The following is a 26,493-nucleotide window of genomic DNA, read 5'->3' as shown; positions in this document are numbered from 1 at the left end:
GCAAAAAGCACTTGGCAGTTGCATTGAAAAGTTATCCACTTTTCGCAATAAAGCCATGGCAAAACAGAAATTTTATTTTCTCCGTTTTGCCCAAAAATCAATGTACTCTAAATGGGGTGCTGAATAGTTACGTTCCAAGTATGTACAAGAAATATGGGAAGATCGTAAGCCCTATGGGATGCAGGGCGTTCCTTTCACCGTGGTATGAAAGAGGCGGAATGAATCCGGCAGATGATGATGACAAACCGGTCTTTGTCGGGCGGTTTAATATCGGGGCAGTCAGTCTGCATCTTCCGATGATCCTTGCAAAATCAAGGCAGGAGAACCGGGATTTCTTTGAAGTGCTGGATTATTATCTGGAATTGATTCGGAAGCTGCATATTCGTACCTATGATTATCTCGGCGAGCTGCGTGCGTCAACCAATCCGCTGGCATACTGTGAGGGTGGATTTTATGGCGGTCATCTGAAACCGCATGATAAGATCAAGCCACTTCTCAAATCGGCGACAGCATCCTTTGGAATCACGGCGCTGAATGAGCTGCAGCAGCTGTATAATAAAAAGTCTCTGGTGGAAGACGGGGAGTTTGCACTGGAAACATTGGAATATATCAATAAAAAGGTGCAGGAGTTCAAGAAAGAGGATGGGCATCTGTATGCGATCTACGGCACTCCGGCAGAAAATCTTTGCGGCGTTCAGGTACAGCAGTTCCGTAAGAAATACGGTATTGTGGAAAATGTTTCGGATCGTGCGTATGTGAGCAACAGTTTCCATTGCCATGTGACCGAAGATATCACTCCGATCCAGAAGCAGGATCTGGAGAATAGATTTTGGGATCTGTGCAACGGTGGAAAGATTCAGTATGTGAAATATCCGATCAATTATAACGTGGAAGCAATCAAGTCACTGGTACGCCGTGCGATGGATATGGGATTTTATGAAGGCGTAAATCTATCGCTTGCATATTGTGATGACTGCGGTCATGAAGAACTTGCGATGGATGTCTGCCCGGTATGCGGAAGTAATAATCTGACCAAGATCGATCGGATGAATGGATATCTTTCTTATTCAAGAGTCAAAGGAGATACGCGTCTGAACGATGCGAAGATGGCGGAAATTGCGGAAAGGAAAAGTATGTAGATGCGTTACCACAATATAACAAAAGATGATATGCTCAACGGAGACGGACTTCGGGTCGTATTGTGGGTGGCAGGCTGCAGTCACTGCTGTAAGGACTGTCACAATCCGGTCACATGGGATCCGAACGGCGGACTTTACTTTGACGAGTCTGCAAAGGCGGAACTGTTTGAAGAATTGAAAAAGGATTATGTGAGCGGTATCACCTTCAGCGGAGGCGATCCGCTTCATATTGCAAATGTAAATGATGTGACAGAACTGTCAAAAGAAATCCGGGAGACATTTCCGGAGAAAACAATCTGGCTGTATACGGGTTCTACGTGGGAAGAGGTACGCCGCATGGAAATCGTGAGGTATCTGGATGTGTTGGTGGACGGTGAATTTGTATTTGCCAAAAAGGATCCGCTTCTTTGTTGGAAAGGAAGCAGTAATCAAAGAGTGATCGATGTACAGAGAACACTGGCGGCAGAAACGGATACAGTGCCGGTTCTGCATTGCCCTGATTATGATGAGAATTAGCAGGTTTGAAACTTGACGGGTATAGGTCGTAATAATGTGAAACAGGAGAAGAGACAGATGAGAAGAATTGCAAAATTTCACAAAGTAAGTGCCGAACAGTTTGCCGAAAGCTGGAAGGACACATTTGGAGAAGATATTTCAGGAGAAGAGATACAGAAACTCTATGAAGAGATCCGCCTTCCAAAGAGAGCAACATCAGGGAGTGCAGGATATGATTTTTATGCACCGGATACGTTTGTTTTGGAACCGGGAAAGACGGTCAAGATTCCTACCGGCATCCGGGTTGAAATGGAAGACGGATGGGTGCTGAAATGCTATCCGAGAAGTGGGCTTGGATTTAAATACAGGCTGCAGCTCAATAATACGGTAGGAATCATTGACAGTGATTATTTTTATTCCGATAATGAAGGGCATATTTTTGCAAAACTGACGAATGATTCCAATGAAGGAAAAACGTTGGAAATAGCGAAGGGAACCGGCTTTATGCAGGGAATCTTCGTGGAGTATGGGATCACGGTGGATGATGACACCGATGAAGTGAGGAACGGTGGATTCGGAAGTACGACGAAGGGTGTTTAAAAGCTTCGGATGCGGAAGGATACCAAAGAATGTTCACGATATTCGTATATAAAAGGATGAGAAAAGGTTAGGGAAAGGACTTGAAAAAATGGATAAGACGAGAGTAAAGATTTTCCGGATGATTATGCTGGCAATGATGGTGGCGATCGGGGTTGTGATTTCTCCGATTCTCAGGATTGAGGGGATGTGTCCGACGGCGCATCTGGTAAATATTGTATGTTCGGTTCTGATGGGACCGTGGTATTCTCTGCTCTGTGCGACACTGATCGGAGTCATCCGTATGATGTTTATGGGAATTCCGCCTCTTGCGCTGACGGGTGCAGTGTTTGGTGCGTTTCTGTCCGGTGTGTTTTATCGGCTTTCCGGAGGGAAAATCATCTGCGCAGTGATTGGAGAGGTATTTGGAACCGGGATCATCGGTTCGATTGTATCTTATCCGGTGATGGCATTTCTGATGGGAAGAGAAGGACTGAACGCATTCTTCTATACGCCCATGTTTCTGGGAGCTACACTGATGGGCGGAACGGTTGCATATTTCTTCCTGAAAACCTTAAGTAAAGCCGGATTGCTTGCAAAATTCCAAATGAGTCTGGGAGAGAAAGTTTATGACAGAAAGCATACAAAATCTTCAAAAAATGATGGCGCTTCAGAAGCTCGTTAAAAAAATACGGCCGTTGATCCACTGCATTACAAACCCGATTTCAATTCATGACTGTGCAAATGTGGTTCTTGCCGCAGGCGGAAGACCGATCATGGCAGAACATCCGCGGGAAGTGGAGCAGATTACAGAGACAGCACAGGCGCTGATGCTGAATTTGGGAAATATCACAGATGTAAGAATGGAATCCATGAAGAGATCACTCGCAGCAGCTAATAAGAAAGGGATTCCCGTGCTCCTCGATCTGGTCGGGGTTGCCTGCAGTGATCTGCGCAGAGAATATGCAAGCGAGCTGTTGCAAACGGGAACCATTTCTGTTTTGAAAGGAAATATGTCTGAGATACTGGAAATGGCGGGGGAAGAGTCTCACAGTATCGGTATCGATGCAGGAATACAGGATACACTGACACCGGAGAATCTGGAAAAGGTAATAGAGTGTTTTCAAAGTATGGCTAAAAGAACCGGAGCGGTTATCCTTGCAAGTGGTAAGACTGATCTGATCGTAGATGCAGCGGAAGTATATGCGGTGGAAAATGGAGATGCGATGATGTCGGAGATTACCGGTACCGGCTGTATGCTGGGAGCAGTGTGCAGCACTTATCTGGGTGGAGTTCACGTAAGCACGGCGCAGAATACCTGCGAAATTAAGATGATCCACGCGGTTCTCTTGGGAGCTGCGGTAATGGGGATTGCGGGAGAATTGGCGGCAGAAGACAGCCACGGACCAGGAAGCTTTCAAATACGTTTTCTTGATTTTTTATATCAGATAGATGGAAAATTGCTTGGAATCAAGGGGAAGATTAACAGAGTATTATAAATACGAGTATCCCATGAAAATCAGTACTTTTACAGTACAGATTCCTCATGGGATACTCGTTTCATTTGTTGGTCTTTGTCGAAAAATGTTTTGCAAAGTAACAACTTCTTTAAAATTATTAAAGTTTCAGATTTTTAAATAAGTCTCCGAGGCTGGTTCCGATTGCTTCAGATTTCGGAAGTTCGATCTTTTCTTCCGGCTCTTCTTCAGATTCCTTTTCTTCCATAAGAGCTTTGATGCTCAGGCTGATCTTGCCTTCCTTGATACCGATTACTTTTACGTCTACTTCATCGTCAACTTTGAGTACCTGGTCAGGAGATTTGATTCTCTGGGTACTGATTTGTGAGATGTGTACCAGACCGGAGAGACCGTTTTCAAGACGGATGAATGCTCCGTAAGTCTGAAGAGATTCTACTTTACCTTTCAGAACGCTTCCGACTTTTACAGAAGCAAGCAGTTCTTCTTTGGCTTTCTTTTCCTGTTCTCTCAGAATCTCGCGGGCTGACAGGATCAGACGTCCCTGTGCCTGGTCAGCTTCGATGACTTTGACATCAACTTCTTTTAACAGATAGGATTCCAAATCTTCAATATAAGAAAGAGAAAGTCTGGAAGCCGGGATGAATCCGCGGATGCCTTCTACCATAGCGATCGCTCCGCCGTTTACGATTCCTTCAATTGTTACATGGAGTACTGTACCCTTCTCGAGATAATCCTTTACGATGTTCCATGGATTTGCATCATCGAAATGTTCCTCATAATCTGCCATGCTCTCTGTGTTTTCCATTAACTGTTCGTTATCCATAATTCCACCTCTACCTCAGTTCGTTTACTCTTTTGTTGTACAAAAGGTCGCTTTATATTTTAGTATACCATGTTTTTGGTAGAATCGGAACAAAAAATTATCAAAATATGGAAGAACGTTTTATGAGAATGTATTATTTTGGAAAATATGGTTGACGAAATGAGCAAAAAATGGCATTCTGACAATAGTAAGTAGTATGAAAACAAGGAAGTGGTAGAAATGGAAAATAGAAAAGTGAAAAAAACGTATGTTATCGGACATAAGAATCCGGACACGGATTCCATCTGTTCTGCGATTGCATATGCGAATTTAAAAAGAGAAATGACCGGGGAGGAGTATGTGGCAAAACGTGCCGGTGAGCTGAACGGGGAAACGGCTTACGTACTCGATCGATTTGGCGTAGAAGTCCCGGGATATCTTGGAGATGTGCATTTGCAGGTTAAGGATATGGATATCCGTCAGATTGAAGGTGTCCGGTCCAATGCATCGATCCGTGAGGCGTGGACGCGGATGAAGCAGGAGAATATCCGCACCCTTCCGGTTACCAGAAATGACCGGCTGGAAGGATTGATTACGATCGGAGATATTGCGACATCCTACATGGAGGTGTATGACAGTCATATTCTGTCGACCGCGAGAACGCAGTATCGCAATATCGTGAATACGCTGGACGGAACGATTGTGACAGGGAATGAACACGGTTATTTTCTGAAGGGGAAAGTGATTATTGCAGCGTCCAGTCCGGATATGATGGAAAATATTATTGAGAAAGACGATCTGGTCATTCTCGGAAATCGTTATGAATCCCAGCTCTGCGCGATCGAGATGGATGCCAGCTGTCTGGTCATCTGTCAGGGAGCGGAAATATCGAGAACAATTAAGAAGATGGCAATGGAGAGAGATATTGTGGTGATTCAGACACCGCACGATACATTTACAGCGGCAAGGCTGATCAACCAGAGTATTCCGGTTAAGTATTTCATGAGTAAGGATAATCTGGAGACATTTCACATGTCGGATTATGTAGACGATGTCAAGGAAGTTATGGCGAAGAAGAAATACCGTGATTTTCCGATTCTTGATAACCAGGGACATTTTCGCGGTTTCCTTTCCAGACGTCGGTTGATGAGTTCCAGAAAGAAACAGGTGATTCTGGTGGATCACAATGAAAAATCTCAGGCGGTGGACGGAATTGAAGAGGCGGATATCCTGGAGATCATTGATCACCACAGACTGGGAAGTATGGAGACGATCGGGCCGGTATTCTTCCGCAATCAGCCGGTGGGATGTACGGCGACCATTGTTTATCAGATGTATCAGGAGAATGGTGTTACGGTAGATAAGACGATCGCAGCACTGCTTTGTTCGGCGATCTTATCGGATACATTACTGTTCCGTTCTCCGACATGTACGATGGTGGATCAGGCGGCGGCTGCTGCTCTGGCACAGATTGCGGGAATTAATATGGAAGAGCATGCAAAGGCGATGTTTAATGCAGGCAGCAATCTGCGTGAGAAGACAGAAGAAGAGATCTGTTTCCAGGATTTCAAAGTATTCAATGCCAACGGAGTATCATTTGGTGTCGGCCAGATCACTTCGATGAATCAGGAAGAGCTGGATGATGTAAGAGAACGTCTTACCGATTATCTGGAAGTAGCCAGAGTCGATCAGCATCTGGATATGGTATTCTTGATGTTGACAAATATTCTCGAGGAATCAACGGAACTGATGTGCTGTGGCGAAGGGGCAAAAGCAAGGATCCTGGAGGCCTGGGAGATGCCGGAGGATACCGAACGGGTACTTCTTAAGGATGTTGTGTCCCGCAAGAAACAGTTTATTCCGACATTGGTAGGTTATCTGCAGCAGAAATAGGACAGCAGGGGAGAAAATTATGGCGAAGCAGACTTGGAAGGCAGGAAATATGCTGTATCCGTTACCGGCGGTCATGGTCAGTGTATCGGACAAGGACGGGAAGAATAATATCATTACGGTTGCATGGGCAGGAACGATTTGTACGAACCCTCCGATGGTATCGATTTCCGTGCGGCCGGAACGGTATTCTTATCATATGATAGATGAGACAGGAGAATTTGTCATCAATCTGACGAATGAGGATCTTGCAAAGGCCAGCGATTATTGCGGTGTGCGTTCCGGAAGAGATGTGGACAAATTTAAAGAAATGCATTTGACTCCGGATGAAGCGCAGTATGTAAAAGCACCGTTGATCAAGGAAAGTCCGGTCAATATTGAATGCAGAGTGGTAAAAAAAGAAGAACTTGGTTCACATCATATGTTTTTGGCAGAGGTCCTTGCGGTTCATGTGGATGATGCCTACATGGACGAGTCGAACCGGTTCGCGCTTGAGAAGACAAAGCCGCTGGTTTACGTCCACGGGCAGTATTTCAGTCTTGGAAGACTACTGGGAACTTTTGGCTATAGTGTGAGAAAAAAGATCAAGAAGAAAAAGAAAGAGAATAAAAGGAAATAGCTTGACAAAGAAAGGCGTCAGGGTATATGCTGTTTGAGTAAATCTCAAGGGCGAGACTGTGAAGGAGCAGTTTCGCCCTTTTTTTAGAAAAGGAGCGGAAAAAATGAAGAATTTTACGTTTACAGTACCACAGGATATTATTTTTGGAATGGGAAGTTTAAAGAGACTTCCGGAATTGCTGAAAAAAAACGGATCGGCTAAAATGCTGCTGGTTTCTGACAGGGGACTTGAGAAGCTGGGAGTGGTTGAAAAGGTGCGGAGTATTGTTACGGCATCCGGAATTGAGGTGGCAGAATTTCTGGATGTAGAGCCGAATCCTTCCGTGGATACCGTGAATGCGGCAGTAAAAGCATATCAGGAAGCGGAAGCGACAAGTATTGTGGCACTTGGCGGAGGAAGCCCGATGGACGTTGCAAAAGCAGTCGGTGTACTTGCAAAATTCGGCGGACAGATCACAGAATATGAAGGAGCGCACAAGGTACCGGGCAAGATTGTGCCGATCATTGCGATCCCGACTACAGCAGGAACGGGAAGTGAAGTGACCGCTTTCTCTGTTATCACAGATACATCAAGGAACTACAAACTGACGGTATTCAGTTATGAACTGATTCCGAGTTATGCACTTCTCGATCCGGAACTTATTATGACAGCGCCGGCATCCATCGCGGCGTCCTGTGGTGTGGATGCACTGATCCACGCATGGGAAGCATATACATCCCGCGATGCATCTCCATTTTCCGATGCAATGGCAGAAAAAGCGATGGAACTGATTGGAGCAAATATCCGCCGTTTTGTCGCAAACAGACAGGATGAAGAAGCAGCCTGCGCAATGATGTCAGGAAGTATGTTCGCAGGAATTGCATTTGCATGGGCACGTCTGGGTAATGTACATGCGATGAGTCATCCGGTCAGCGCATTTTTCCATGTGCCGCACGGAGTAGCAAATTCCATCCTGCTTCCGACGATTGTTGAATACAACGCACTTGCAGATCACGGACGTTATGAGAAGATCTACAATTACATCAGCAAGGAAAGCGAACCGGTTGTCGATTTTGTGCCGGAGATGCTGGTTGACGAAGCGCGTGAGCTTCTGAAAGATCTTGGTATTCCGTCCAGACTTTCCGATGTGGGGGTGACAGAAGATAAGATTCCGCAGATGGCCGCGGATGCCATGAAGAGTGGTAATATTCTGGCAAATCCGAGACAGTCTACGCAGAAAGATATTGAGATGCTGTACCACAAAGCACTTTAGGAGTATAAAAAATGATATCCCAGAAACCAAGTTGTTTTTGGAATATCATTTATTTATATATCGTACTACAGCGGGTTGACTTTTTGGAGATAAATGCGCCTCAGGAACCAGGCGGAAAGTACGACCGACACAAGTTCAGCGATCGGAATTGCCCACCACACCTGATTTAACCCGAAAAGCCGGGCAAATAAATAGGCAACAGGCAGTATAACACATAACTGCCTTGCAACAGAGACGATCAGACTGTACATGCCGTTCCCGAGGGCCTGAAATACCGAACCTGATACGATACAGAATCCGGCGAAAATGAAACTGAGGCTGATGATCCGCAGAGCAGGGATGCCGATTTCAAGCATCCGGTCAGAAGCATCGAACATGCGGAGCATGACATCCGGAAAGCACTGAAAGAGTACCAGCCCAAAGAGCATAATCGTAACAGCAGTGCAGATACTGAGCCATATCGTGTGCAGAATTCTTTTTTTCTGACGCGCACCGTAATTAAACGCGATGATCGGTATCATTCCGTTATTCAGACCGAAGATCGGCATGAAGATAAAGCTTTGAAGCTTAAAATAAACTCCGAATACGGCGGCCGCTGTTGAAGAGAACATCAATAAAATCTTATTCATGCCAAACGTCATGACAGAACCGATGGACATCATAATAATCGAAGGTATCCCGACTGTATAAATATTTAGAATGACAGTACGGTTTGGACGAAAGCCTTTCAAATGAATATGAATATCTTTGTTTTTCGTAATGTTAAAAAGCAGAGCCATTGCCGCTGCAATCATCTGACCAATAATCGTGGCAACTGCGGCACCTGCCACCTCAAGTCTTGGAAAACCGAACAACCCGAAGATCAGAATCGGATCTAAAATGATGTTGATAATGGCACCGGTTCCCTGAGTGATCATAGCATAGAACGTTTTCCCGGTGGCTTGAAGCAGCCTCTCACAAGTAACCTGCAGGAAAATGCCGATGGAACAGATCGTAATGATTCGCATATACTGTGTGCCGTAGCGGACGATCTGCAGATCGGTTGTCTGAATATGGAAAAAAACACCTGAGCAAAGGCCGCCAAGAACAGCAAACGCCAGGGAACTCATAAATCCAAGAAATAAGCCGTTGGATGCAGCACGGTCAGCCGCCTCGTAGTTCTTCTCGCCCAGATTCCTGGAGAGAAGTGAGTTGATCCCGACGCCGGTACCCGATGCGACCGCGATTATCAGGTTCTGTATGGGAAATGTGAGTGAAACGGCGGTAAGTGCATTTTCATTCAGCCGGGCAACAAACATGCTGTCAACAATATTGTAAAGTGCCTGTACCAGCATGGAAAGTATGATAGGAAGTGACATTGTGAACAGTAGTTTCGGTATGGGCATGACCCCCATTTTATTCTCTTTTCCTGTCGAATCTGACATGATTTTCCTCCTTTGTATCGATAACCTATCTGATATTATAACATTGAATATGTATATTGCAATAAGAGAAATGCCCGAGGTATAGGAAATCAGAGATTTTCATATATTAGAGAGAATATGGAAAACGGGGTGGGAGCTTGAAATACCGGTTATGGAAGTCTGTTTGCACCATTTGTTATATGATTTTGCTGTTTACGGCACTGGGAATCTGGGAGGGCAGATCGCAGGAAACCGGCAGCAGGGAAGATGCAGTACAGGAAATGAAAGAAGAAAAAATGAAAATCGCACTGACATTTGATGACGGACCCCACCCGTCGTGTACGCCGCTTTTGCTGGACGGTCTGAAAGAAAGAGGGGTAAAAGTAACTTTTTTCGTGATCGGCCTCAATGTAGAACGCTATCCGGAACTGGTGAAAAGGGAGTATGAAGAAGGTCATATTGTCGGGAATCATACGTATAATCATGTGGAGATCACGAGGATCGACAGTGTAAAAGCAAAAGAAGAGATCGAGAAGACGAGTCAGGCTGTGGAAAGAATTACCGGCCGTCCCACGGAATACATGCGGCCTCCGTTTGGTGCCTGGCAGAAGGATCTGGAAAAGGAGATGAATGTCATTCCCGTTCTGTGGACTGTAGATCCGTTGGACTGGACGACGGAGAATGAGGATGAAATTGTAAATAAAGTAGTGACGGATGTGCGGGAAAATGATATGATTCTCTTACATGACTGTTACAAATCTTCGGTACATGCCGCGCTTCGGATCATAGACCTGCTCCGGAAGGAAGGCTATGAATTTGTGACGGTGGATGAACTGATATTAAATTAGGAAAGATGAAAGAGTATGATAAATGAATTTTCAAGAACAGAACTTTTGTTGGGGACGGATGGCATGGAACGATTGAAAAAGGCTTCGGTTATGGTATTCGGAATCGGAGGCGTCGGTTCACACTGTGTGGAGGCGCTGGCGAGATCCGGGGTCGGAACATTGATTTTGATCGATAATGACACTGTATCGCTTACGAATATCAATCGCCAGTCGATTGCACTGCACAGCACGGAAGGACGATATAAAACAGAGGTCATGAAAGAGAAAATCGCGGATATTTGCCCGGAGATTCGGGTCAGAACCTATGAGCGATTTGTATTGACCGATAATCTGGGGGACATATTGGATGAACGACCGGATTATATCATAGATGCGATCGATACAGTGACGGCAAAACTGACACTGGTATGTGAGGCAAGAAAGCGTGGAATACCGATCATCAGCAGTATGGGGACCGGGAATAAACTTCATCCGGAGATGTTTGAGATAACGGATATCACAAAGACCAGTGTCTGTCCGCTCTGTAAAGTGATGAGAAAGGAACTGAAGAATCGTGGTATCGGCCATTTAAAAGTGGTATACTCGAAAGAGAAGCCGATTGATACTTCGGGTAGGGATACAGGGGAAGATGCCGGAGTACGAAGAAGCATACCGGGGAGCATTTCCTTTACCCCTCCGGTGGCAGGGCTTCTGATTGCAGGGGAAGTAATACGTGAGTTGGCAGGACTTGTGTAGAATACAAAGGAGAGATGGAAAATGGATCTGTTTGAATATATGAGAGAGACAAATAAAGAGAAAGAATCTCCGCTCGCATCCAGACTGCGGCCGACGACGCTGGAAGAAGTGGTTGGACAGCAGCATATTATCGGGAAGGACAAACTGTTATACCGTGCGATCAAGGCGGACAAACTGAGCTCGGTGATTTTCTACGGCCCGCCCGGAACGGGGAAAACGACGCTCGCGAAAGTGATTGCAAATACGACAAGCGCCGAATTTACGCAGATCAATGCCACAGTGGCCGGGAAAAAGGATATGGAAGAAGTTGTAAATAAAGCGAAACAGATCTACGGCATGTATCAGAGAAAGACGATTCTGTTTGTGGATGAGATCCACCGGTTTAACAAAAGCCAGCAGGATTATCTGCTTCCTTTTGTAGAAGACGGAACGCTGATTCTGATCGGTGCCACGACCGAAAATCCATATTTTGAAGTCAACAGTGCGCTGATCTCCCGTTCCAGCATCTTCGAATTAAAGCCACTTTCCAAAGAGGATGTTGAGATGCTGATCATGAGAGCGGTGAATGACACCAGGAAGGGAATGGGAAGCTATCATGCAAAGATTGACGAGGATGCGTTGCACTTTCTGGCCGATCTGTCGGGAGGAGATGCAAGGCTTGCATTAAATGCGGTGGAACTGGGGATTCTGACTACAAGCCGGAGTGATGACGGATGGATCCATCTTACGCTGGATGTGGTCTCTGAGTGCATTCAAAAACGGGTCGTGCGGTATGATAAGACCGGCGATAACCACTATGACACGATCTCGGCATTTATCAAAAGCATGCGAGGGTCTGATCCGGATGCGGCAGTTTATTATCTGGCCAAAATGCTGTATGCGGGAGAAGATATCAAGTTTATTGCCCGCCGGATCATGATCTGTGCGTCGGAAGATGTGGGAAATGCAGACCCCATGGCTCTTACGGTTGCCGTTTCTGCGGCTCAGGCTGCAGAGCGGATCGGAATGCCGGAGGCACAGATTATCTTGTCACAGGCGGTGCTGTATGTGGCGACTGCACCAAAGAGTAATTCGGCATGCAATGCCATTTCTGCCGCCATGGATAATGTAAAACGAGTGAAAACGACTGTTCCGCCTCATCTGCAGGATGCACATTATAAGGGTTCCCAAAATCTGGGACATGGTGTGGGATATCGATATGCGCATGATTATCCGAAGCACTATGTAGAACAGCAGTATCTTCCGGATGAGATCAAAGGAGAGGTATTCTATGAACCCGGAGATAACGGTTATGAAGCAAAGATCAAGGAACATATGCGCTGGCTTCATGAAAAATAGCCAGGATACTTCATTGAAACAGGAAATCGCCCGATTCACGCAATATCAGTTGAACATCGGGGGAAACTCTGATACGATGTATGCAACAGGAAGGAAGTGATGAGATGGTACTGGAAGACAGTTATATTACCATTGCATGGCTGGTTCTTCTGATCATCCTTCTGGTAGTCGAGATCATTACGGTGGGACTGACCAGTATCTGGGCTGCCGGAGGCGCGCTTGTGGCGCTGATTCTGAACATTCTGAAATTTCCGTTTCTTGTTCAGGTCATCGCGTTTTTTGCAGTCACGTTTCTGTTGTTGTTTTTCACGAGACCGTTCGCGGTGAAATGCATCAACAGCAGGAGAGAGAAGACCAACTATGAAGGAATCATCGGCAAGACGATCCGGATTGCCGAAAGAGTGGACAACATGAGCCAGACCGGAATGGCGGTGGTCAACGGGCAGGAATGGACGGTGCGATCGGAGAAGGATGAAGAGATCCTGGAAGCCGGAACCATTGCAAAAGTGATCAATATTTCCGGAGTCAAGTTAATAGTCAGACGATACGAGGAGGGTTAATATGGGATTCATTATTTTAGCAACGATTTTTGTGATTATTTTACTGGTATTGATCTCTTGTGTGAAGATCGTTCCGCAGGCAAAGGCGCTGGTCGTAGAACGGCTTGGTGCGTATCAGGCGACCTGGAGTGTAGGGCTTCATTTTAAACTTCCGTTGATCGACCGCGTTGCAAGAAGAGTCGATCTGAAGGAACAGGTCGTTGATTTTGATCCACAGCCGGTTATCACGAAAGATAATGTAACGATGCGAATTGATACCGTTGTATTCTATCAGGTTACAGATCCGAAGCTGTACTGCTATGGTGTGGCAAATCCAATTATGGCAATTGAGAATCTGACGGCAACAACACTTCGAAATATCATCGGTGAACTGGAACTGGACCAGACACTGACATCCCGAGAGACGATCAATACAAAGATGCGAGCATCTCTTGATGTGGCAACGGATCCGTGGGGAATCAAGGTTAATCGCGTGGAGCTGAAGAACATTATTCCACCGGCAGCGATCCAGGATGCGATGGAGAAGCAGATGAAGGCGGAACGTGAGCGTCGTGAAGCAATCCTGAGAGCAGAAGGAGAGAAGAAATCTACCGTCCTTGTTGCAGAAGGTGAGAAGGAATCTGTAATTCTGAAAGCGGAGGCTGAGAAGCAGGCGGCGATCCTTCAGGCGGAAGCAGAGAAGGAAAAGAGGATCAAGGAAGCCGAAGGTGAAGCAGAAGCAATCCTCAAAGTGCAGCAGGCAAATGCAGACGGTATTCGTTTCCTCCGTGAAGCGGGGGCCGATGAGGCAGTTCTTCGGATCAAGAGTCTGGAGGCTTTCGAGAAGGCAGCGGACGGAAAAGCGACCAAAATCATCATTCCGTCAGAGATCCAGGGACTTGCAGGTCTGGTTAAGAGCGCGAAGGAAATTATTTCCGAATAGAGCAGACAGTTGAATAGAGAAGATTGGGAGGTGCTGGATATGATACATGTGCTGATTCTGGAAGATGAACACGCTTCGATGGAAGCGCTCGTCCGTATTCTGAATGAGTATTCGGCCGAGATTCAGGTCCATGCCGCCTCCTCATATAAGGAAGCGAAAGACCTGTTGGAAGAAAATATCCGATATGGTCTTTTTCTTCTGGATGTAAACTTAAGCGGAAGCCGGAAAGAGGATATCGGAGGAATTATCTTCGCCAGAGAGGTAAGAGAAAAATTTCAGTATATGTTTACACCGATCGTGATGGTGACTTCCGTGGGAGCAATGGAGATGCAGGCGTATCGAGAACTGCATTGCTATCAATATATTATGAAGCCTTTTGATCGTACACAGGTGGAGGAAGTCGTAAGAAAAGTACTTGTGAATAAAAAACAGGAGGAGCCGAGGACAGTCATCGTAAAAAAGGATGGAATTAACTATCAGGTGAAATGTCAGGACATTCGCTATATTGAAGCAGTTCCGCGCGGAATCTGCATTCACATGAGGGGTGAAAACTGGAAAGTACCATATGTAACGCTGAAGCAGATGATGCAGAAGCTGCCGAAAGAAATGTTTGTGCAGTCGCACCGGATGTTTGCTGTGAATCGCCAGGAAATTGAATACATTGATACAGTGAACCGGGTGATTAAGCTAAGAAACAGCAGTGATACGGTAGAAATCGGCGTGACGTACAAGGCGGAAATGGGGAGAATGATAAATGATTGAATGGGTGAGAAAGTTTTTGTATCGTATTTTTTGTGTGATTGCATTGCTGGTATCGGTCTATCTGGTCGTGGATTTCCTGTACAGCGGAACCTTTGACTATCGGGTATTTGTCATGTTCGTTCTGATGGTGGTGGTCATCATATGGGGAATCGTTGACTGGAGAAAGAATTATCTGATTATGCAGCAAAAAGAGCAGGAACTGCGCCTGTATCAACTCTACATTCAGCCGCTTGAGGAACTGGTGAAAGAGATCCGGGCGAGACAGCACGAATTCGACAACCAGATTAATGCCATTTTAAACATGCATCTTACGGTGGACAATTATGATGAGCTTGTGGAACGGCAGTCACAATATATCATGGAAGCAGTGAAGGATGATGAGAACCGGATGTACCTTCCGCTCCTCAAGATCAGTGATAAAGTGCTTGCAGGCTTCTTATACAGCAAGATCGTGCGGGCACCATCTTATGTGAAGACGGAAATCGTGGTGAAGAATCTGGAAATCCTCTCCGGGATATCCGAACATCATCTGATCGAGATCATCGGAACGCTGGTTGATAATGCTTATGAAGCATGCACGGAGGAACTGAACCGGGTTATCATGGAACTGGATTCCGAAAATGACCGGGTTGTCTTCACTATCAAAAACCGTATGAGGAATGTCAAGCTGGAGAATATCGGACGTTTCTTTGAAAAAGGGTTTTCTACAAAAAGTGAAGACGGGAAGCGGGGACTTGGTCTTTATAATGCAAAGCTGCTCAGTGAGCGGTACGGCGGTGAGATTACGGTGAGTACGGATTTTATCGATGAACGGAATTATATCTGTTTTCGTGTAGTCGTGTAAATGAATAAAAAAAGCGGTGTCCGAAAAGGAGGACAATGGATCAAAACCTCCGGATTCGGGCACCGTTTTTTTGTGTATTATATTGGCTTACAGCAGATTTGCCATGAGCCAGGCATAGATTTCCTGATTCTTTTTCTGCCAGTTTGTGACGATGGCTTCGGCTTCGGCTTCGCTTGGAACAGAGAGCGTCAGGTCGATCAGAGGAAGTTCGTCTTCCAGAACCTGGCATCTGACTGAGAATTCCCGGGATGTGTTTCGGTAATAATCGGCCTTTACAGCAACCTCATTTTTGAGATCATATTTTTTCTCGCGTAAATAATTGTCGATATCTTCTCGTATAGAGCGGGAGATATTGTTTTTGAAATACTGGATGGACTGGGCACCGTCTTCTGTCAGATGATAAAGGGTACGGTTGTGGGAAGTCTCTTCCCGGATCAGTTCCGCTTCCGTAAGTTCGGAAAGTGCCTGCTGAAGCTTGAAATAGGTCGTATATCCTTTGTTCAGTATGAATTCTGAAATCTGTGCGTTGGTAAGCGGAAAATCCACCTTGTCCAGCATATACAGAATGATCAGTTTATATAGTGTGAAAGTTTCAGACATGATGTCGTCCTCCTTATAAATCAATATACTCTTTTCCCTGCCAGATATCGTTGTCTTTCAGGTATTTCTGCATGGAGTTCAGAACCAGCCTTTTATTCCCGGTCCAGAGCGGCTCAATCAGAAGTGATTTGGGGCCGTCTCCGGTGAGCCGGTGTATTACAATATCCGGACGAAGATTGGAGATGCACATACCAAGAACGTCAAAGTATTCTTCCATGGAAGGAACGGAGAAGGGATGTTCCTGATAATAATCTGCCAGATCCGTATGTTTTAATATGTGAAGGAGCTGCAGTTTAATACCCTGAATGGGGATCCGGTTCAAGTATCGGATGGTATCCAGCATCTGCGCAGGAGATTCTCCGGGAAGAAACAGGATCACATGTACGATAACCGAAATGTTAAGTCGTATCAATGCCTCTGCGGCATTTTCAAATACTTTCAGATCGTAACCACGACGTATGAAACGCGCGCTCTCGGGATGGATGGTCTGCAGCCCAAGCTCGATCCATACCGGTTTGATCCGATTCAGTTCATCGAGAAGTGCAAGAATCTCGTCGCTTAAACAATCTGGTCTGGTGGCGACGGAAAGGATCCTTACGTCCGGTTCCAGAATCGCCTCGTAAAAGATCTTTCGGAGATGTTCCAGCGGAGCATAGGTGTTCGTGTATGCCTGGAAATAGGCGATGTATCCGTTACCGGTCTGTTTGCGCCGAATAAGTGCTTTCCCTTCTTCGAGCTGTTCCCGAATCGTCAGGGCAGGCGAGGCGGCAAAATCTCCGGAACCCCCTTCACTGCAGAAGATGCAGCCCCGTTCACCGCAGGTCCCGTCACGGTTCGGACAGGTACAGCCGCCGTTTAATGAAACCTTATAGAGCTTCTCGCCATAGGTTGTCTTCAGATAGTAATCCAGGGAGAAATATCGTTTTTCTCCCCAGAATCTCCGCTCCGTCATCGATTAGATCAGTGCCTTGACCGCTTTGCTGACAACATCTGCCACCCGCGGGTCAAATGCTTCCGGAAGAATATTATTCTCGTTCAGTTCTTCGTCTGAAACAAGACCGGCGATTGCTTTTGCAGTTGCAAGCTTCATTTCTTCCGTGATCTGTGTGGCACGTCCTTCCAGAGCACCTTTGAAAATGCCTGGGAATGCGATGACGTTATTCACCTGATTCGGGAAATCAGAACGTCCTGTTCCGACTACCTTTGCACCGGCTTCCTTGGCAAGATCCGGCATGATTTCCGGAACCGGATTGGCCATTGCGAAAAGAATGGCATCCGGATTCATGGATGCAACCATTTCTTTTGTGACAATGTTCGGTGCGGAAACTCCGACGAAGATATCGGCGCCTTTGAGGGCATCTGCAAGTGTTCCGGCTGCACCGGAAAGGTTGGTGAGCTTCGCCATTTCCTGCTGCATCCAGTTCAGATTCGGAGAATTCTCGGAAATGATTCCGTTGATGTCGCACATGGTGATATCCGGGAAACCATAGGTGAGAAGGAGCTTTGTGATCGCCACACCGGCGCTGCCGGCACCGTTTACCACAACCTTGCATTCTTCCATCTTCTTGCCGGTTACTTTGAGTGCGTTGATGATTCCGGCGAGCACAACGATGGCTGTACCGTGCTGGTCATCATGGAAGACCGGAATATCAAGAAGTTCTTTCAGTCGGCTTTCAATCTCAAAACAACGCGGTGCAGAGATATCTTCCAGATTGATACCGCCAAATGCAGGCGCAATATTTACCACTGTTTTAATGATCTCTTCGGTGTCCTGGGTATCCAGACAGATCGGAACTGCGTTGACACCGCCGAATTCTTTGAAGAGAACCGCTTTTCCTTCCATAACCGGCATAGCGGCATGGGCTCCGATATTTCCGAGACCGAGGACAGCACTTCCGTCAGAAACTACGGCGATCGTATTTGCCTTTATCGTATATTTGTAAGCTGCTTCCTTATCTTTGGCGATCACTTTACAAGGTTCAGCTACACCCGGAGTGTAGGCGATTGCCAGATCTTCGCGCGAATTCACGTGTGATTTAGCAGTTGTTTCAATCTTACCGTTCCATTTTTCATGCATTTCCAATGCTTTTTCACTTATTGACATGTCATTATCCTCCTCGACTGGGCAGTAAAATTCTGCTCAGATATTTGTTTTTGAAACTTACTTCTTATGATAACATTCTTGAGAGAGTAAAGCAATTGAAAATAATGCTTTTCAATTTGTAAAAAATAAGGTATACTATATTCAATCATCCTTTTGGCTATATACCGTGTAATAGCTGATTCAGTGAACGATTTGAAGTCATATCCACAGATTTTCCCTTGAGAGAAGAATAGATTACTTAATAATTTTGATATATGAATGATAAATATTTTTAGAGGAGGTAATATAGAACATGACGCGAGAAAAGTATGAATCTTTGCCGCTTGCTACGTTAAAAGAGCTTGCCAAGGCAAGAGGTTTAAAAGGAATTTCTACATTAAAGAAGGCGGAGCTCATCGAAGCGATGCTGAATGAAGATGATAAAGAAAATGCAAAAGAGGTCAAGGAAGAGATCAAGAATGAGAAGCAGGGCAGTAACGTGGATATTGAACAACTTGACAGCGGACGCACCGTAAATGGAATTCTGGAAGTAATGCCGGACGGGTATGGCTTTATACGTTCCAAGAATTATCTTCCCGGTGAGGATGATGTTTATGTGTCTCCGTCTCAGATCCGCAGGTTCGGACTTAAGACGGGCGATATCCTGACCGGTAACACCAGAGTGAAGACAATGCAGGAAAAGTTCAGTGCACTCCTGTATCTGACACAGATCAACGGCGTTTCTCCGGCAGAAGCTGCAAAACGGAGAAATTTTGAGGATATGACACCGATTTTCCCGAATAAGAGGCTGAGCCTTGAGACAGGGCGGACAAGCACCTCCATGCGTGTTATGGATCTGCTGTCCCCGATTGGAAAAGGACAGAGAGGTATGATCGTGTCGCCGCCGAAAGCCGGTAAGACAACGCTTCTGAAACAGGTTGCACTGTCTGTCAGAAAGAACAATCCGGAGGTTCATCTTCTGATTCTTCTGATCGATGAGAGACCGGAAGAAGTAACCGATATTAAGGAAGCGATTGAAGGCGATAATGTGGAGGTGATCTATTCTACATTTGATGAATTGCCGGAACATCACAAGAGAGTCTCAGAGATGGTAATCGAGCGTGCGAAGAGACTGGTAGAGCATAAGAAAGATGTTATGATCCTTCTGGACAGTATTACAAGACTGGCTCGAGCGTACAATCTGGTTGTTCCGCCAAGCGGGCGAACACTGTCCGGTGGTCTGGATCCGGCTGCACTCCATATGCCGAAGCGTTTCTTCGGTGCGGCCAGAAATATGAGGGAAGGCGGAAGCCTTACAATTCTTGCCACAGCGCTCGTTGATACCGGAAGTAAGATGGATGATGTGATTTACGAGGAATTCAAAGGAACCGGTAATATGGAGCTTGTTCTCGACAGAAAGCTGTCTGAGAAGAGAATCTTCCCGGCAATCGACATTCCGAAATCCGGAACCAGAAGAGATGACCTGCTCCTCAGCACAGAAGAGCAGGAGGCGGTTGATATTATGCGCCGCGCACTGAACGGCATGAAGCCGGATGAAGCTGTGGACAATATCCTGAATCTGTTTGACCGGACAAAGAACAATGCCGAGTTTGTTCAGATGGTCAAGAAAATGAAATGCATTTAAGAATTTGGTTAATAATTTTAAATGAAAAAACTTGCATTTGCACATGAAGTGTGCTACAATAAGAAAGCTGTTTATAGACAATTAGCCGCGTTGAACGCGTAAAACGAATAAACTAAGAAGAGGTGAAAATCATGAAAGAAGGAATCCATCCAGCATATCATCAGGCAACTGTAACCTGCAACTGCGGAAATACATTTGTAACAGGATCTACAAGCAAAGATATCCACGTAGAAATCTGCTCTAAGTGTCATCCGTTCTACACAGGACAGCAGAAGGCAACTCAGGCTCGTGGCCGTGTTGATAAGTTCAATAAGAAATACGGAATTAAATAATATCCGGAATAGGAAGAAAGCTTATCGAAGCTTTCATACTGTAAGATATCAGCAGGCTGAGGTTTTCAGAATCTCAGCCTGTTTTCTCTATAAGGTTTATATGGATTTGTATGATGGAAAGGAAATAAGATGAAATCATCCAATATTGGAGGGCAGGCAGTTCTGGAAGGTGTCATGATGAAGAATCGTGATACTTACGCAGTTGCGGTAAGGAAGCCTGACGGAGAAATAGAGATCAAAAAAGACAATTACAGAAGTGTCACCGGTAAATGGTCGGCACTTACGAAGATTCCGTTCATACGCGGTGTGTTTAATTTTGTGGATTCCATGGTACTCGGAATGAGCACGCTGAACTGGTCCGCAGGATTCTATGAAGAGGAAGAAGAAGCGCGGGAACGGACAGAAGCGGAGGAGAAGAAGGCCAAAAAGCAGGAGGATCTTCTGATGGCTTTGACAATGGTGGTATCGTTTGTTCTGGCGATCGGCATCTTCATGGTGCTCCCTTATTTTATATCTGATTTTCTGAAAAAATGGGTGCCATCTTATACGGTACGGCTGATTCTGGAAGGTGTGGTCCGAATTGCAATTTTTGTCGGGTATGTAGCAGCCATTTCTTTGATGAAGGATATCCGGAGACTGTATCAGTATCATGGCGCAGAACACAAATGTATCAATTGTATTGAGCATGGGCTTCCGCTTACCGTGGAAAATGTCCGCAAGAGTTCCAAGGAACATAAAAGATGTGGAACCAGTTTCATGCTGTTTGTCATGATTGTCGGAATCGTACTACTGTTTTTTGTAAGGGTTGATTCTGTTGTCATGCGGGTGATCGTGAGAATTGCGCTGCTTCCGATCATTGCCGGTATTTCGTATGAGCTGATCAAATGGGCCGGGAACAGTAATAACCCGATTGTCTGTATCTTGAGTAAACCGGGACTCATGCTGCAGCATTTGACAACTAAGGAGCCGAATGATGAGATGATTCAGGTGGGAATCGCTTCCGTTGAAGCGGTATTTGACTGGAAAGAGTATCTGCGTAAGAATTTCGGATGGCAGGATGGAGAAGAGACAAGTGACGTATCAGGAAGCATATAAAAAAGCAGTACGGAATCTAAATGAAAATCAGATTTCAGATGCAGAGAGTGATGCCTGGATCCTGATGGAACATGTGACGGGAATGAACCGCACCCGATATTATGTGGACGGATTCGATGAAATGGATCCTGAAGATGAAAAGCAGTATTTTGAATTGATCGGGAAACGGCTTCAGAGAATACCGGTTCAGCATCTGACCGGGATTCAGGAATTTATGGGAATGGCATTTATGGTCAATGAGCATGTGCTGATTCCCAGGCAGGATACCGAGATCCTGGTGGAAGAGGCGGAGAACTCTCCGCGGATCAGAGGCGAGGAATTTGGCGATGAGGCGAGAGAAGAATTTCCAGAAGAGCTGATTCGAAGAGAGATTCCGGGGAATATAGAAGTGCTGGATATGTGCACAGGATCCGGCTGTATTATTATCAGTATGAAGAAAAGAAATCCGGAACTGGTCTGCATTGCAGTGGATGTCTCGGAAGAGGCGCTTGCAGTTGCAAGAGAAAATGCCCGCAGACTGGGAGCTGATGTGGAATTTATTAAGAGCGATATGTTTTCCGAAATACAGGGGCAATTCGACATCATCGTTTCTAATCCGCCTTATATACCGACCGCAGTAATCGGGGGATTGGAAGAAGAAGTGCAGAAATATGATCCGTTTATCGCGTTGGACGGACGGGAAGACGGACTTTATTTCTATCGGCTTCTGGCGGAAGAGAGCAGAAAGTATCTGAAAGATGGCGGGTATTTGTATCTGGAGATCGGCCATGATCAGAAGGAAGCGGTCGAAGAGCTGCTTCGTGAGGCCGGATTTGAGAAAATACATACACAAAAGGATTTGGCAGGTCTTGACCGGGTCGTTTCCGGCGTGTACAATATTTCAGGAGAGAATAGTAAAATAGAATCATAAAGGCTGAGACTAAGCTGATAGCAGGAGGAGAATAATATGTTTGACAAATTAGAGGATTTGCTGATCCGCTATGAAGAGATTATGGGCGAACTGCAGGAACCGGATGTGGTGAATGACCAGAATCGTTTCCGCAAGCTCATGAAGGAACAGAATGATCTGACCCCGATTGTTGAGGCATATAAGGAATATAAGAGTTGTAAGCAGAATATAGAGGACAGCCTTCTTATGCTGGAAGAAGAAAGCGACGAAGAGATGAAGGAACTGGCAAAAGAAGAGCTGAATGACTCCAAAAAGAGAATCGAAGAATTAGAGCAGGAACTGAAAATCCTGCTGTTACCGAAAGATCCGAACGATGACAAAAACGTTATCGTGGAGATTCGTGCAGGAGCGGGCGGAGATGAAGCAGCACTTTTCGCTGCAGAGATCTACCGCATGTATATCCATTACGCGGACAACCGACGCTGGAAAAGTGAGATCATTTCCTTAAGTGAAAATGGGATCGGCGGTTTTAAGGAAGTTGTATTTATGCTGACCGGTCAGGGAGCATATTCCCGTATGAAATATGAAAGCGGTGTACATCGTGTACAGCGTGTGCCGGAAACGGAAAGCGGCGGACGTATCCATACATCAACGATCACGGTGGCGGTTATGCCGGAAGCGGAAGAAGTGGATGTTGTGATCGATGAGAAAGATATTCGTATTGACGTCATGCGTGCTTCCGGAAATGGTGGACAGTGTGTCAATACAACGGACTCTGCGGTTCGTCTGACCCACTACCCGACAGGAATTGTCATTTACAGCCAGACCGAGAAATCACAGCTTCAGAATAAGGAAAAGGCTTTCCGTCTTCTGCGTTCTAAACTGTATGAGCTGGAACTGGAGAAGCAGCAGTCGGCAGAAGCCGAGGCAAGAAGAAGCCAGATCGGAACCGGTGACCGTTCCGAGAAGATCCGTACCTATAACTTCCCGCAGGGACGCGTGACGGATCACAGAATTAAGCTCACGTTGCATAAACTTGATACGATTATGAACGGAGATCTGGATGAAATCATTGACAGTCTGATTGCGGCTGACCAGGCAGCGAAGCTGACGAAGATGAATGAGAATTAAGTATAGAGCAAATCCTATATATTAAAACGTGAACGTGAAATAACGAGAGACCACATAGACTGTATGCGATACGGCTATGTGGTTTTTTATCTTCTTCCAAGATAAAGCCTCCGGCGGATTGCAGAGGTGCGCAGATGTATTGTGTCATGCAGAGCATGACGCGCACCTCGCAGCAAGTACGCCTCGGCGTACTTGAATTACCCTATTGGAATAGTAAAGGGAAAATAGTATAATGAAAACGAACGTTTGATTTACTAATCAACATAAAACTACCGTAAAGGAGCGGTACGAGATAATAATTGACCGGAGGTATTTCGAGATGAAAAAAATCAAGAAGCTTATGCCGGTGCTTTTAAGTTTTGTATTTGTTGTATCTACATTTATGACAATTACAGTTTTTGCAGCCGAAGCAGAACAGAACGGTTTAGTGGCTACGCTTACTTTCGACAAGTCGGAATATGCGGCAAATGAAGATGTCAATGTAATGCTTACCGTAAAAAATAACAATTCGTATGCCGTTAAAGATATTCAGACAGAGATAACTCTGCCTGACGGTGTCACGCTGAAAGACGGCAGCTTAACACAGGAAGCTTTTGAACTGAACAGTACCGAAAGCAAGACTTGCGAGCTTATCAAAATTGTAAAGGCAACCGAGCCTACAACTGATACAACCAGTCAGCAGACGGGAGATAATTCCCATACAGGTTTTTTTGTTGGTTTGATGATTTTGTCGGGCGGTGCGCTGCTCTTTATCGGGATTAAACAGAAGAAATTACACGCAAAAGGGACAATGTCTCTTATCCTCTGCTTTGCAATGGCGGGAGCAATGCTGCCTATACGGCAAATGAAATACCCGAAGCTGAAGATCTTGCCAATCAAATGAAGGATTATTACTTGAACGACACTGAACCGGAAGGAAATACCTTTTATAATTATAATATTTCAAAAATGTCGTTGCCTGAAACGGATGAAACAGGAAAATATAAATTTTTAAAATTACCGTTATATAGACAAAGCCATAATTTTACCTGTGGAGTGGCTTGCGTCGCATCTGTTTTACGCTATGCAGGGTATGATTTTGACACCAGAGAAGATCGATTACGTTGGGAACTTGCAGCAACTCCGGAAAATAGGACGAACTATGTGAATATAACAGAATAACAGAAGACGACGGTCACTATGTTGTGTTAATTGGATATAAGAAGGATACGGAAAAAGATACATATATTTATTATTTTATGGATCCATCTACTGCCGGTAGTTACACATATCTTACAGAAGAAGAATTTAGCTTGCGATGGCACGATAGTTTAGAAGGAAAATCAAAACGGATTGGAATTATAGTTTCGTATTTAAATTCAATACAGGAAGTCCCAATTGATGTTGTATATCATTTAGATTAACGAATAAAATGATAGCGTAAATGAATAAGAGTGAATAAGCCAAAGGCGATCAACCGTAAAAAGTTGGCCGCTTTTGTTACTTGTTAAACATATATAACCCATTGACTAAATAGGTTTATAATGGTAGTATTCATAGAGGATAAAGGAAGACATTTCTGGCAGGATTGGCAGTGGTGCTGATTTCTATTATGTTGGGAATGATATGTAACATATTATTATTGCGTTTGATATAGGAGCAGAAATGAAGACGATTACAGTAGAAGAATTGGAAAAAATAGAATGGAATCAAAGTATGGTGGTGGATATCCGCCCCAATGATCAGTATCAGCGGGGAACCTTCCCGGGAGCGGTGAATATTCCGATGGCTGAACTGGAAGAACGCAGGAAAGAACTGGATGAGGCAAAAACCATCTATATGCTCTGTCATACCGGAGACAGAAGCCAGGAATATGTGGAAGAACTGGAAGATGAAGGGTACGATGCAGTCAATGTGGAGGGTGGCTATCGAGCTTACTTACGTTTGTCTTTGTCGAGGTTTATGCAGGGGGATTGTCAAAAAGAAAAAGAGGAGAAAAAGAAGAGATCGAGCGAAGCATCATTAAGAAATACCGCAGAGCGATCTGGCGGCCATTTACCAAAGCACTGAATGAATATCAGCTGATCCAGGAAGGAGACCGTGTGGCAGTGTGCATATCCGGGGGAAAGGATTCCATGCTTCTTGCAAAATTAATACAGGAATTGAAGAAGCATGGTAAGGTTCATTTTGAGGTAGTATTTCTGATTATGAATCCAGGATACAATGAAGATAACTGAAAAATTATTCAGGATAATGCCAATCTCCTTGGTATACCGCTTACTGTATTTGAGACTGATATTTTTGATACCGTGGCGGCAATTGATAAGAATCCCTGCTATCTCTGTGCGAGAATGCGACGGGGATATCTGTATTCCAAGGCAAAGGAACTGGGATGTAATAAGATTGCGTTAGGGCATCATTTTGATGATGTCATCGAAACCATTCTCATGGGCATGTTATACAGCGGTAAAGTGGAAACGATGATGCCGAAGCTTCACAGTCAGAATTTTGAAGGAATGGAGTTGATACGGCCGCTGTATCTGGTAAAAGAAGAGGCAATCAAAGCTTGGAGGGACTCCAATGGACTTCATTTTATCCAATGTGCCTGCCGGTTTACGGAAAATTGTGTGAGCTGCGGTGGAGGAAGAGGATCGAAAAGAGATGAAATGAAGGAATTGATTGCACAGTTCAGAAAAACAAGTGATGTCATTGATACAAATATATTTAACAGTGTTAGGAAAATCAATTTACGAAAGGTGATCGGATACTGCAAAGATGATATTGAGTATAACTTTCTGGATGATTATGAATTAACAAGATGAACTCTATTCTGTATGTGAAAAAGCGAATGAATTGCTTAACTAAAATCAGCAGAAAGACAGGAGGGCTTTAACAATTCTGAAACAATTATTAAGGAAAGACGTGATGGCAATTATGACAAGTGGAAAATGGGATCTGGAATCTATTATCACTCAGGAATTCCCGCTGGAGCAGATCTCGGAGGCGATTCAGAATGCGACTGAACCGGAAAAGGCGTTTAATGTGACGATTTAATTTGAGTAGATTTTTATGCTTA

General features: G+C 45.0%; 27 protein-coding genes and 2 pseudogenes. 24 read left to right on the top strand and 5 right to left on the bottom strand.

Annotated features, from left to right (window positions below; all coding sequences use genetic code 11):
- Positions 1-128 precede the first annotated feature (128 nt).
- From nrdD to thiM, 5 genes and pseudogenes are all read left to right on the top strand, one after another.
- Positions 129-1,139 (top strand): annotated as a pseudogene (nrdD, locus tag ACTNBR_RS04270) (anaerobic ribonucleoside-triphosphate reductase); the annotation flags it as partial.
- Positions 1,140-1,655 (top strand): anaerobic ribonucleoside-triphosphate reductase activating protein, encoded by a 516-nt coding sequence (nrdG, locus tag ACTNBR_RS04265; protein ID WP_427820499.1) that lies wholly within the window; start codon positions 1,140-1,142, stop codon positions 1,653-1,655.
- A gap of 57 nt (positions 1,656-1,712) precedes the next feature.
- Positions 1,713-2,234 (top strand): dUTP diphosphatase, encoded by a 522-nt coding sequence (locus ACTNBR_RS04260; protein ID WP_427805569.1) that lies wholly within the window; start codon positions 1,713-1,715, stop codon positions 2,232-2,234.
- An 88-nt stretch (positions 2,235-2,322) separates the two neighbouring features.
- Positions 2,323-2,895, top strand: coding sequence for an energy coupling factor transporter S component ThiW (gene thiW, locus ACTNBR_RS04255; RefSeq protein WP_427805570.1), 573 nt, complete (start codon positions 2,323-2,325; stop codon positions 2,893-2,895).
- Complete coding sequence (gene thiM / locus ACTNBR_RS04250) at positions 2,840-3,709, top strand: hydroxyethylthiazole kinase (protein ID WP_427805571.1); 870 nt, start codon at positions 2,840-2,842, stop codon at positions 3,707-3,709. The genes thiW and thiM overlap by 56 nt, the downstream gene beginning before the upstream one ends.
- Before the next feature lie 118 nt (positions 3,710-3,827).
- Here the strand turns inward: thiM and ACTNBR_RS04245 are convergent, their stop codons facing one another.
- Positions 3,828-4,511: a S1 RNA-binding domain-containing protein gene (locus tag ACTNBR_RS04245; RefSeq protein ID WP_427805572.1), complete on the bottom strand. Its 684-nt coding sequence runs from the start codon at positions 4,509-4,511 to the stop codon at positions 3,828-3,830.
- Between the two features lie 219 nt (positions 4,512-4,730).
- Between ACTNBR_RS04245 and ACTNBR_RS04240 the strand changes: the two genes are divergently transcribed.
- The 3 genes from ACTNBR_RS04240 to ACTNBR_RS04230 all read left to right on the top strand — a co-directional run bounded on the left by ACTNBR_RS04240 (position 4,731) and on the right by ACTNBR_RS04230 (position 8,251).
- On the top strand, positions 4,731-6,383 hold the full coding sequence (locus ACTNBR_RS04240) for a putative manganese-dependent inorganic diphosphatase (protein ID WP_427805573.1): 1,653 nt from the start codon (positions 4,731-4,733) through the stop codon (positions 6,381-6,383).
- Between the two features lie 19 nt (positions 6,384-6,402).
- Entirely contained in the window at positions 6,403-6,999 is a 597-nt protein-coding gene (locus ACTNBR_RS04235) for a flavin reductase family protein (protein WP_427805574.1), read from the top strand.
- A 103-nt stretch (positions 7,000-7,102) separates the two neighbouring features.
- On the top strand, positions 7,103-8,251 hold the full coding sequence (locus ACTNBR_RS04230) for an iron-containing alcohol dehydrogenase (protein WP_441016180.1): 1,149 nt from the start codon (positions 7,103-7,105) through the stop codon (positions 8,249-8,251).
- A 65-nt stretch (positions 8,252-8,316) separates the two neighbouring features.
- Here ACTNBR_RS04230 and ACTNBR_RS04225 read toward each other — a convergent pair whose 3' ends face one another.
- Positions 8,317-9,675 carry an MATE family efflux transporter gene (locus ACTNBR_RS04225; RefSeq protein ID WP_427805576.1) on the bottom strand — a complete coding sequence of 453 codons (1,359 nt, stop codon included), beginning with the start codon at positions 9,673-9,675 and terminating at the stop codon, positions 8,317-8,319.
- A 179-nt stretch (positions 9,676-9,854) separates the two neighbouring features.
- On the opposite strand from ACTNBR_RS04225, the gene ACTNBR_RS04220 reads away from it, so the two are divergent.
- The 7 genes from ACTNBR_RS04220 to ACTNBR_RS04190 all read left to right on the top strand — a co-directional run bounded on the left by ACTNBR_RS04220 (position 9,855) and on the right by ACTNBR_RS04190 (position 15,663).
- Positions 9,855-10,502: a polysaccharide deacetylase family protein gene (locus ACTNBR_RS04220; protein WP_427820509.1), complete on the top strand. Its 648-nt coding sequence runs from the start codon at positions 9,855-9,857 to the stop codon at positions 10,500-10,502.
- A gap of 15 nt (positions 10,503-10,517) precedes the next feature.
- Positions 10,518-11,237, top strand: a complete 720-nt coding sequence (locus ACTNBR_RS04215; protein ID WP_427805578.1) for a tRNA threonylcarbamoyladenosine dehydratase — start codon at positions 10,518-10,520, stop codon at positions 11,235-11,237.
- 21 nt (positions 11,238-11,258) lie between these two features.
- Positions 11,259-12,575 (top strand): replication-associated recombination protein A, encoded by a 1,317-nt coding sequence (locus tag ACTNBR_RS04210; RefSeq protein ID WP_427805579.1) that lies wholly within the window; start codon positions 11,259-11,261, stop codon positions 12,573-12,575.
- Between the two features lie 80 nt (positions 12,576-12,655).
- Positions 12,656-13,135 (top strand): NfeD family protein, encoded by a 480-nt coding sequence (locus ACTNBR_RS04205; protein ID WP_441016177.1) that lies wholly within the window; start codon positions 12,656-12,658, stop codon positions 13,133-13,135.
- Between the two features lies 1 nt (position 13,136).
- The gene (locus ACTNBR_RS04200; protein WP_427805581.1) at positions 13,137-14,057 is read left to right on the top strand and encodes an SPFH domain-containing protein; all 921 of its coding nucleotides are present in this window, start codon (positions 13,137-13,139) and stop codon (positions 14,055-14,057) included.
- A 39-nt stretch (positions 14,058-14,096) separates the two neighbouring features.
- Entirely contained in the window at positions 14,097-14,819 is a 723-nt protein-coding gene (locus tag ACTNBR_RS04195; protein ID WP_427820503.1) for a LytR/AlgR family response regulator transcription factor, read from the top strand.
- Complete coding sequence (locus tag ACTNBR_RS04190; RefSeq protein WP_427805583.1) at positions 14,812-15,663, top strand: sensor histidine kinase; 852 nt, start codon at positions 14,812-14,814, stop codon at positions 15,661-15,663. Before ACTNBR_RS04195 ends, ACTNBR_RS04190 begins: the two co-directional genes overlap by 8 nt.
- 87 nt (positions 15,664-15,750) lie before the next feature.
- Here ACTNBR_RS04190 and ACTNBR_RS04185 read toward each other — a convergent pair whose 3' ends face one another.
- The 3 genes from ACTNBR_RS04185 to ACTNBR_RS04175 are packed head-to-tail and all read right to left on the bottom strand — an operon-like array spanning position 15,751 to position 18,367.
- A complete protein-coding gene (locus ACTNBR_RS04185; RefSeq protein ID WP_427820504.1) occupies positions 15,751-16,263 on the bottom strand; it encodes a DUF4364 family protein in 513 nt (170 codons plus the stop codon).
- Between the two features lie 13 nt (positions 16,264-16,276).
- Complete coding sequence (locus ACTNBR_RS04180) at positions 16,277-17,215, bottom strand: TIGR01212 family radical SAM protein (RefSeq protein ID WP_427805585.1); 939 nt, start codon at positions 17,213-17,215, stop codon at positions 16,277-16,279.
- 3 nt (positions 17,216-17,218) lie between these two features.
- The gene (locus ACTNBR_RS04175) at positions 17,219-18,367 is read right to left on the bottom strand and encodes an NAD(P)-dependent malic enzyme (RefSeq protein WP_427805586.1); all 1,149 of its coding nucleotides are present in this window, start codon (positions 18,365-18,367) and stop codon (positions 17,219-17,221) included.
- A gap of 292 nt (positions 18,368-18,659) precedes the next feature.
- On the opposite strand from ACTNBR_RS04175, the gene rho reads away from it, so the two are divergent.
- The 9 genes and pseudogenes from rho to ACTNBR_RS04130 all read left to right on the top strand — a co-directional run bounded on the left by rho (position 18,660) and on the right by ACTNBR_RS04130 (position 26,471).
- Entirely contained in the window at positions 18,660-19,991 is a 1,332-nt protein-coding gene (rho, locus tag ACTNBR_RS04170) for a transcription termination factor Rho (protein ID WP_427805587.1), read from the top strand.
- Positions 19,992-20,122: 131 nt separating this feature from the next.
- The gene (rpmE, locus tag ACTNBR_RS04165) at positions 20,123-20,323 is read left to right on the top strand and encodes a 50S ribosomal protein L31 (protein WP_427805588.1); all 201 of its coding nucleotides are present in this window, start codon (positions 20,123-20,125) and stop codon (positions 20,321-20,323) included.
- A 129-nt stretch (positions 20,324-20,452) separates the two neighbouring features.
- Complete coding sequence (locus ACTNBR_RS04160; protein ID WP_427805589.1) at positions 20,453-21,418, top strand: DUF1385 domain-containing protein; 966 nt, start codon at positions 20,453-20,455, stop codon at positions 21,416-21,418.
- The gene (gene prmC / locus ACTNBR_RS04155; protein WP_441016175.1) at positions 21,381-22,328 is read left to right on the top strand and encodes a peptide chain release factor N(5)-glutamine methyltransferase; all 948 of its coding nucleotides are present in this window, start codon (positions 21,381-21,383) and stop codon (positions 22,326-22,328) included. Before ACTNBR_RS04160 ends, prmC begins: the two co-directional genes overlap by 38 nt.
- A gap of 36 nt (positions 22,329-22,364) precedes the next feature.
- Complete coding sequence (gene prfA / locus ACTNBR_RS04150; protein WP_441016172.1) at positions 22,365-23,438, top strand: peptide chain release factor 1; 1,074 nt, start codon at positions 22,365-22,367, stop codon at positions 23,436-23,438.
- 319 nt (positions 23,439-23,757) lie between these two features.
- On the top strand, positions 23,758-24,321 hold the full coding sequence (locus ACTNBR_RS04145; protein WP_441016169.1) for an LPXTG cell wall anchor domain-containing protein: 564 nt from the start codon (positions 23,758-23,760) through the stop codon (positions 24,319-24,321).
- Between the two features lie 11 nt (positions 24,322-24,332).
- The gene (locus ACTNBR_RS04140; protein WP_441042673.1) at positions 24,333-24,599 is read left to right on the top strand and encodes a hypothetical protein; all 267 of its coding nucleotides are present in this window, start codon (positions 24,333-24,335) and stop codon (positions 24,597-24,599) included.
- 483 nt (positions 24,600-25,082) lie between these two features.
- A pseudogene (locus tag ACTNBR_RS04135) lies at positions 25,083-26,239 on the top strand (ATP-binding protein).
- Between the two features lie 103 nt (positions 26,240-26,342).
- A complete protein-coding gene (locus ACTNBR_RS04130; protein WP_427805594.1) occupies positions 26,343-26,471 on the top strand; it encodes a hypothetical protein in 129 nt (42 codons plus the stop codon).
- Positions 26,472-26,493 lie beyond the last annotated feature (22 nt).

Origin of the sequence: Bariatricus sp. HCP28S3_F11 (assembly GCF_052065395.1) — a bacterium.
Lineage (GTDB): Bacteria > Bacillota > Clostridia > Lachnospirales > Lachnospiraceae > Allocoprococcus.
This window is presented reverse-complemented; position numbering and strand designations above follow the sequence as displayed.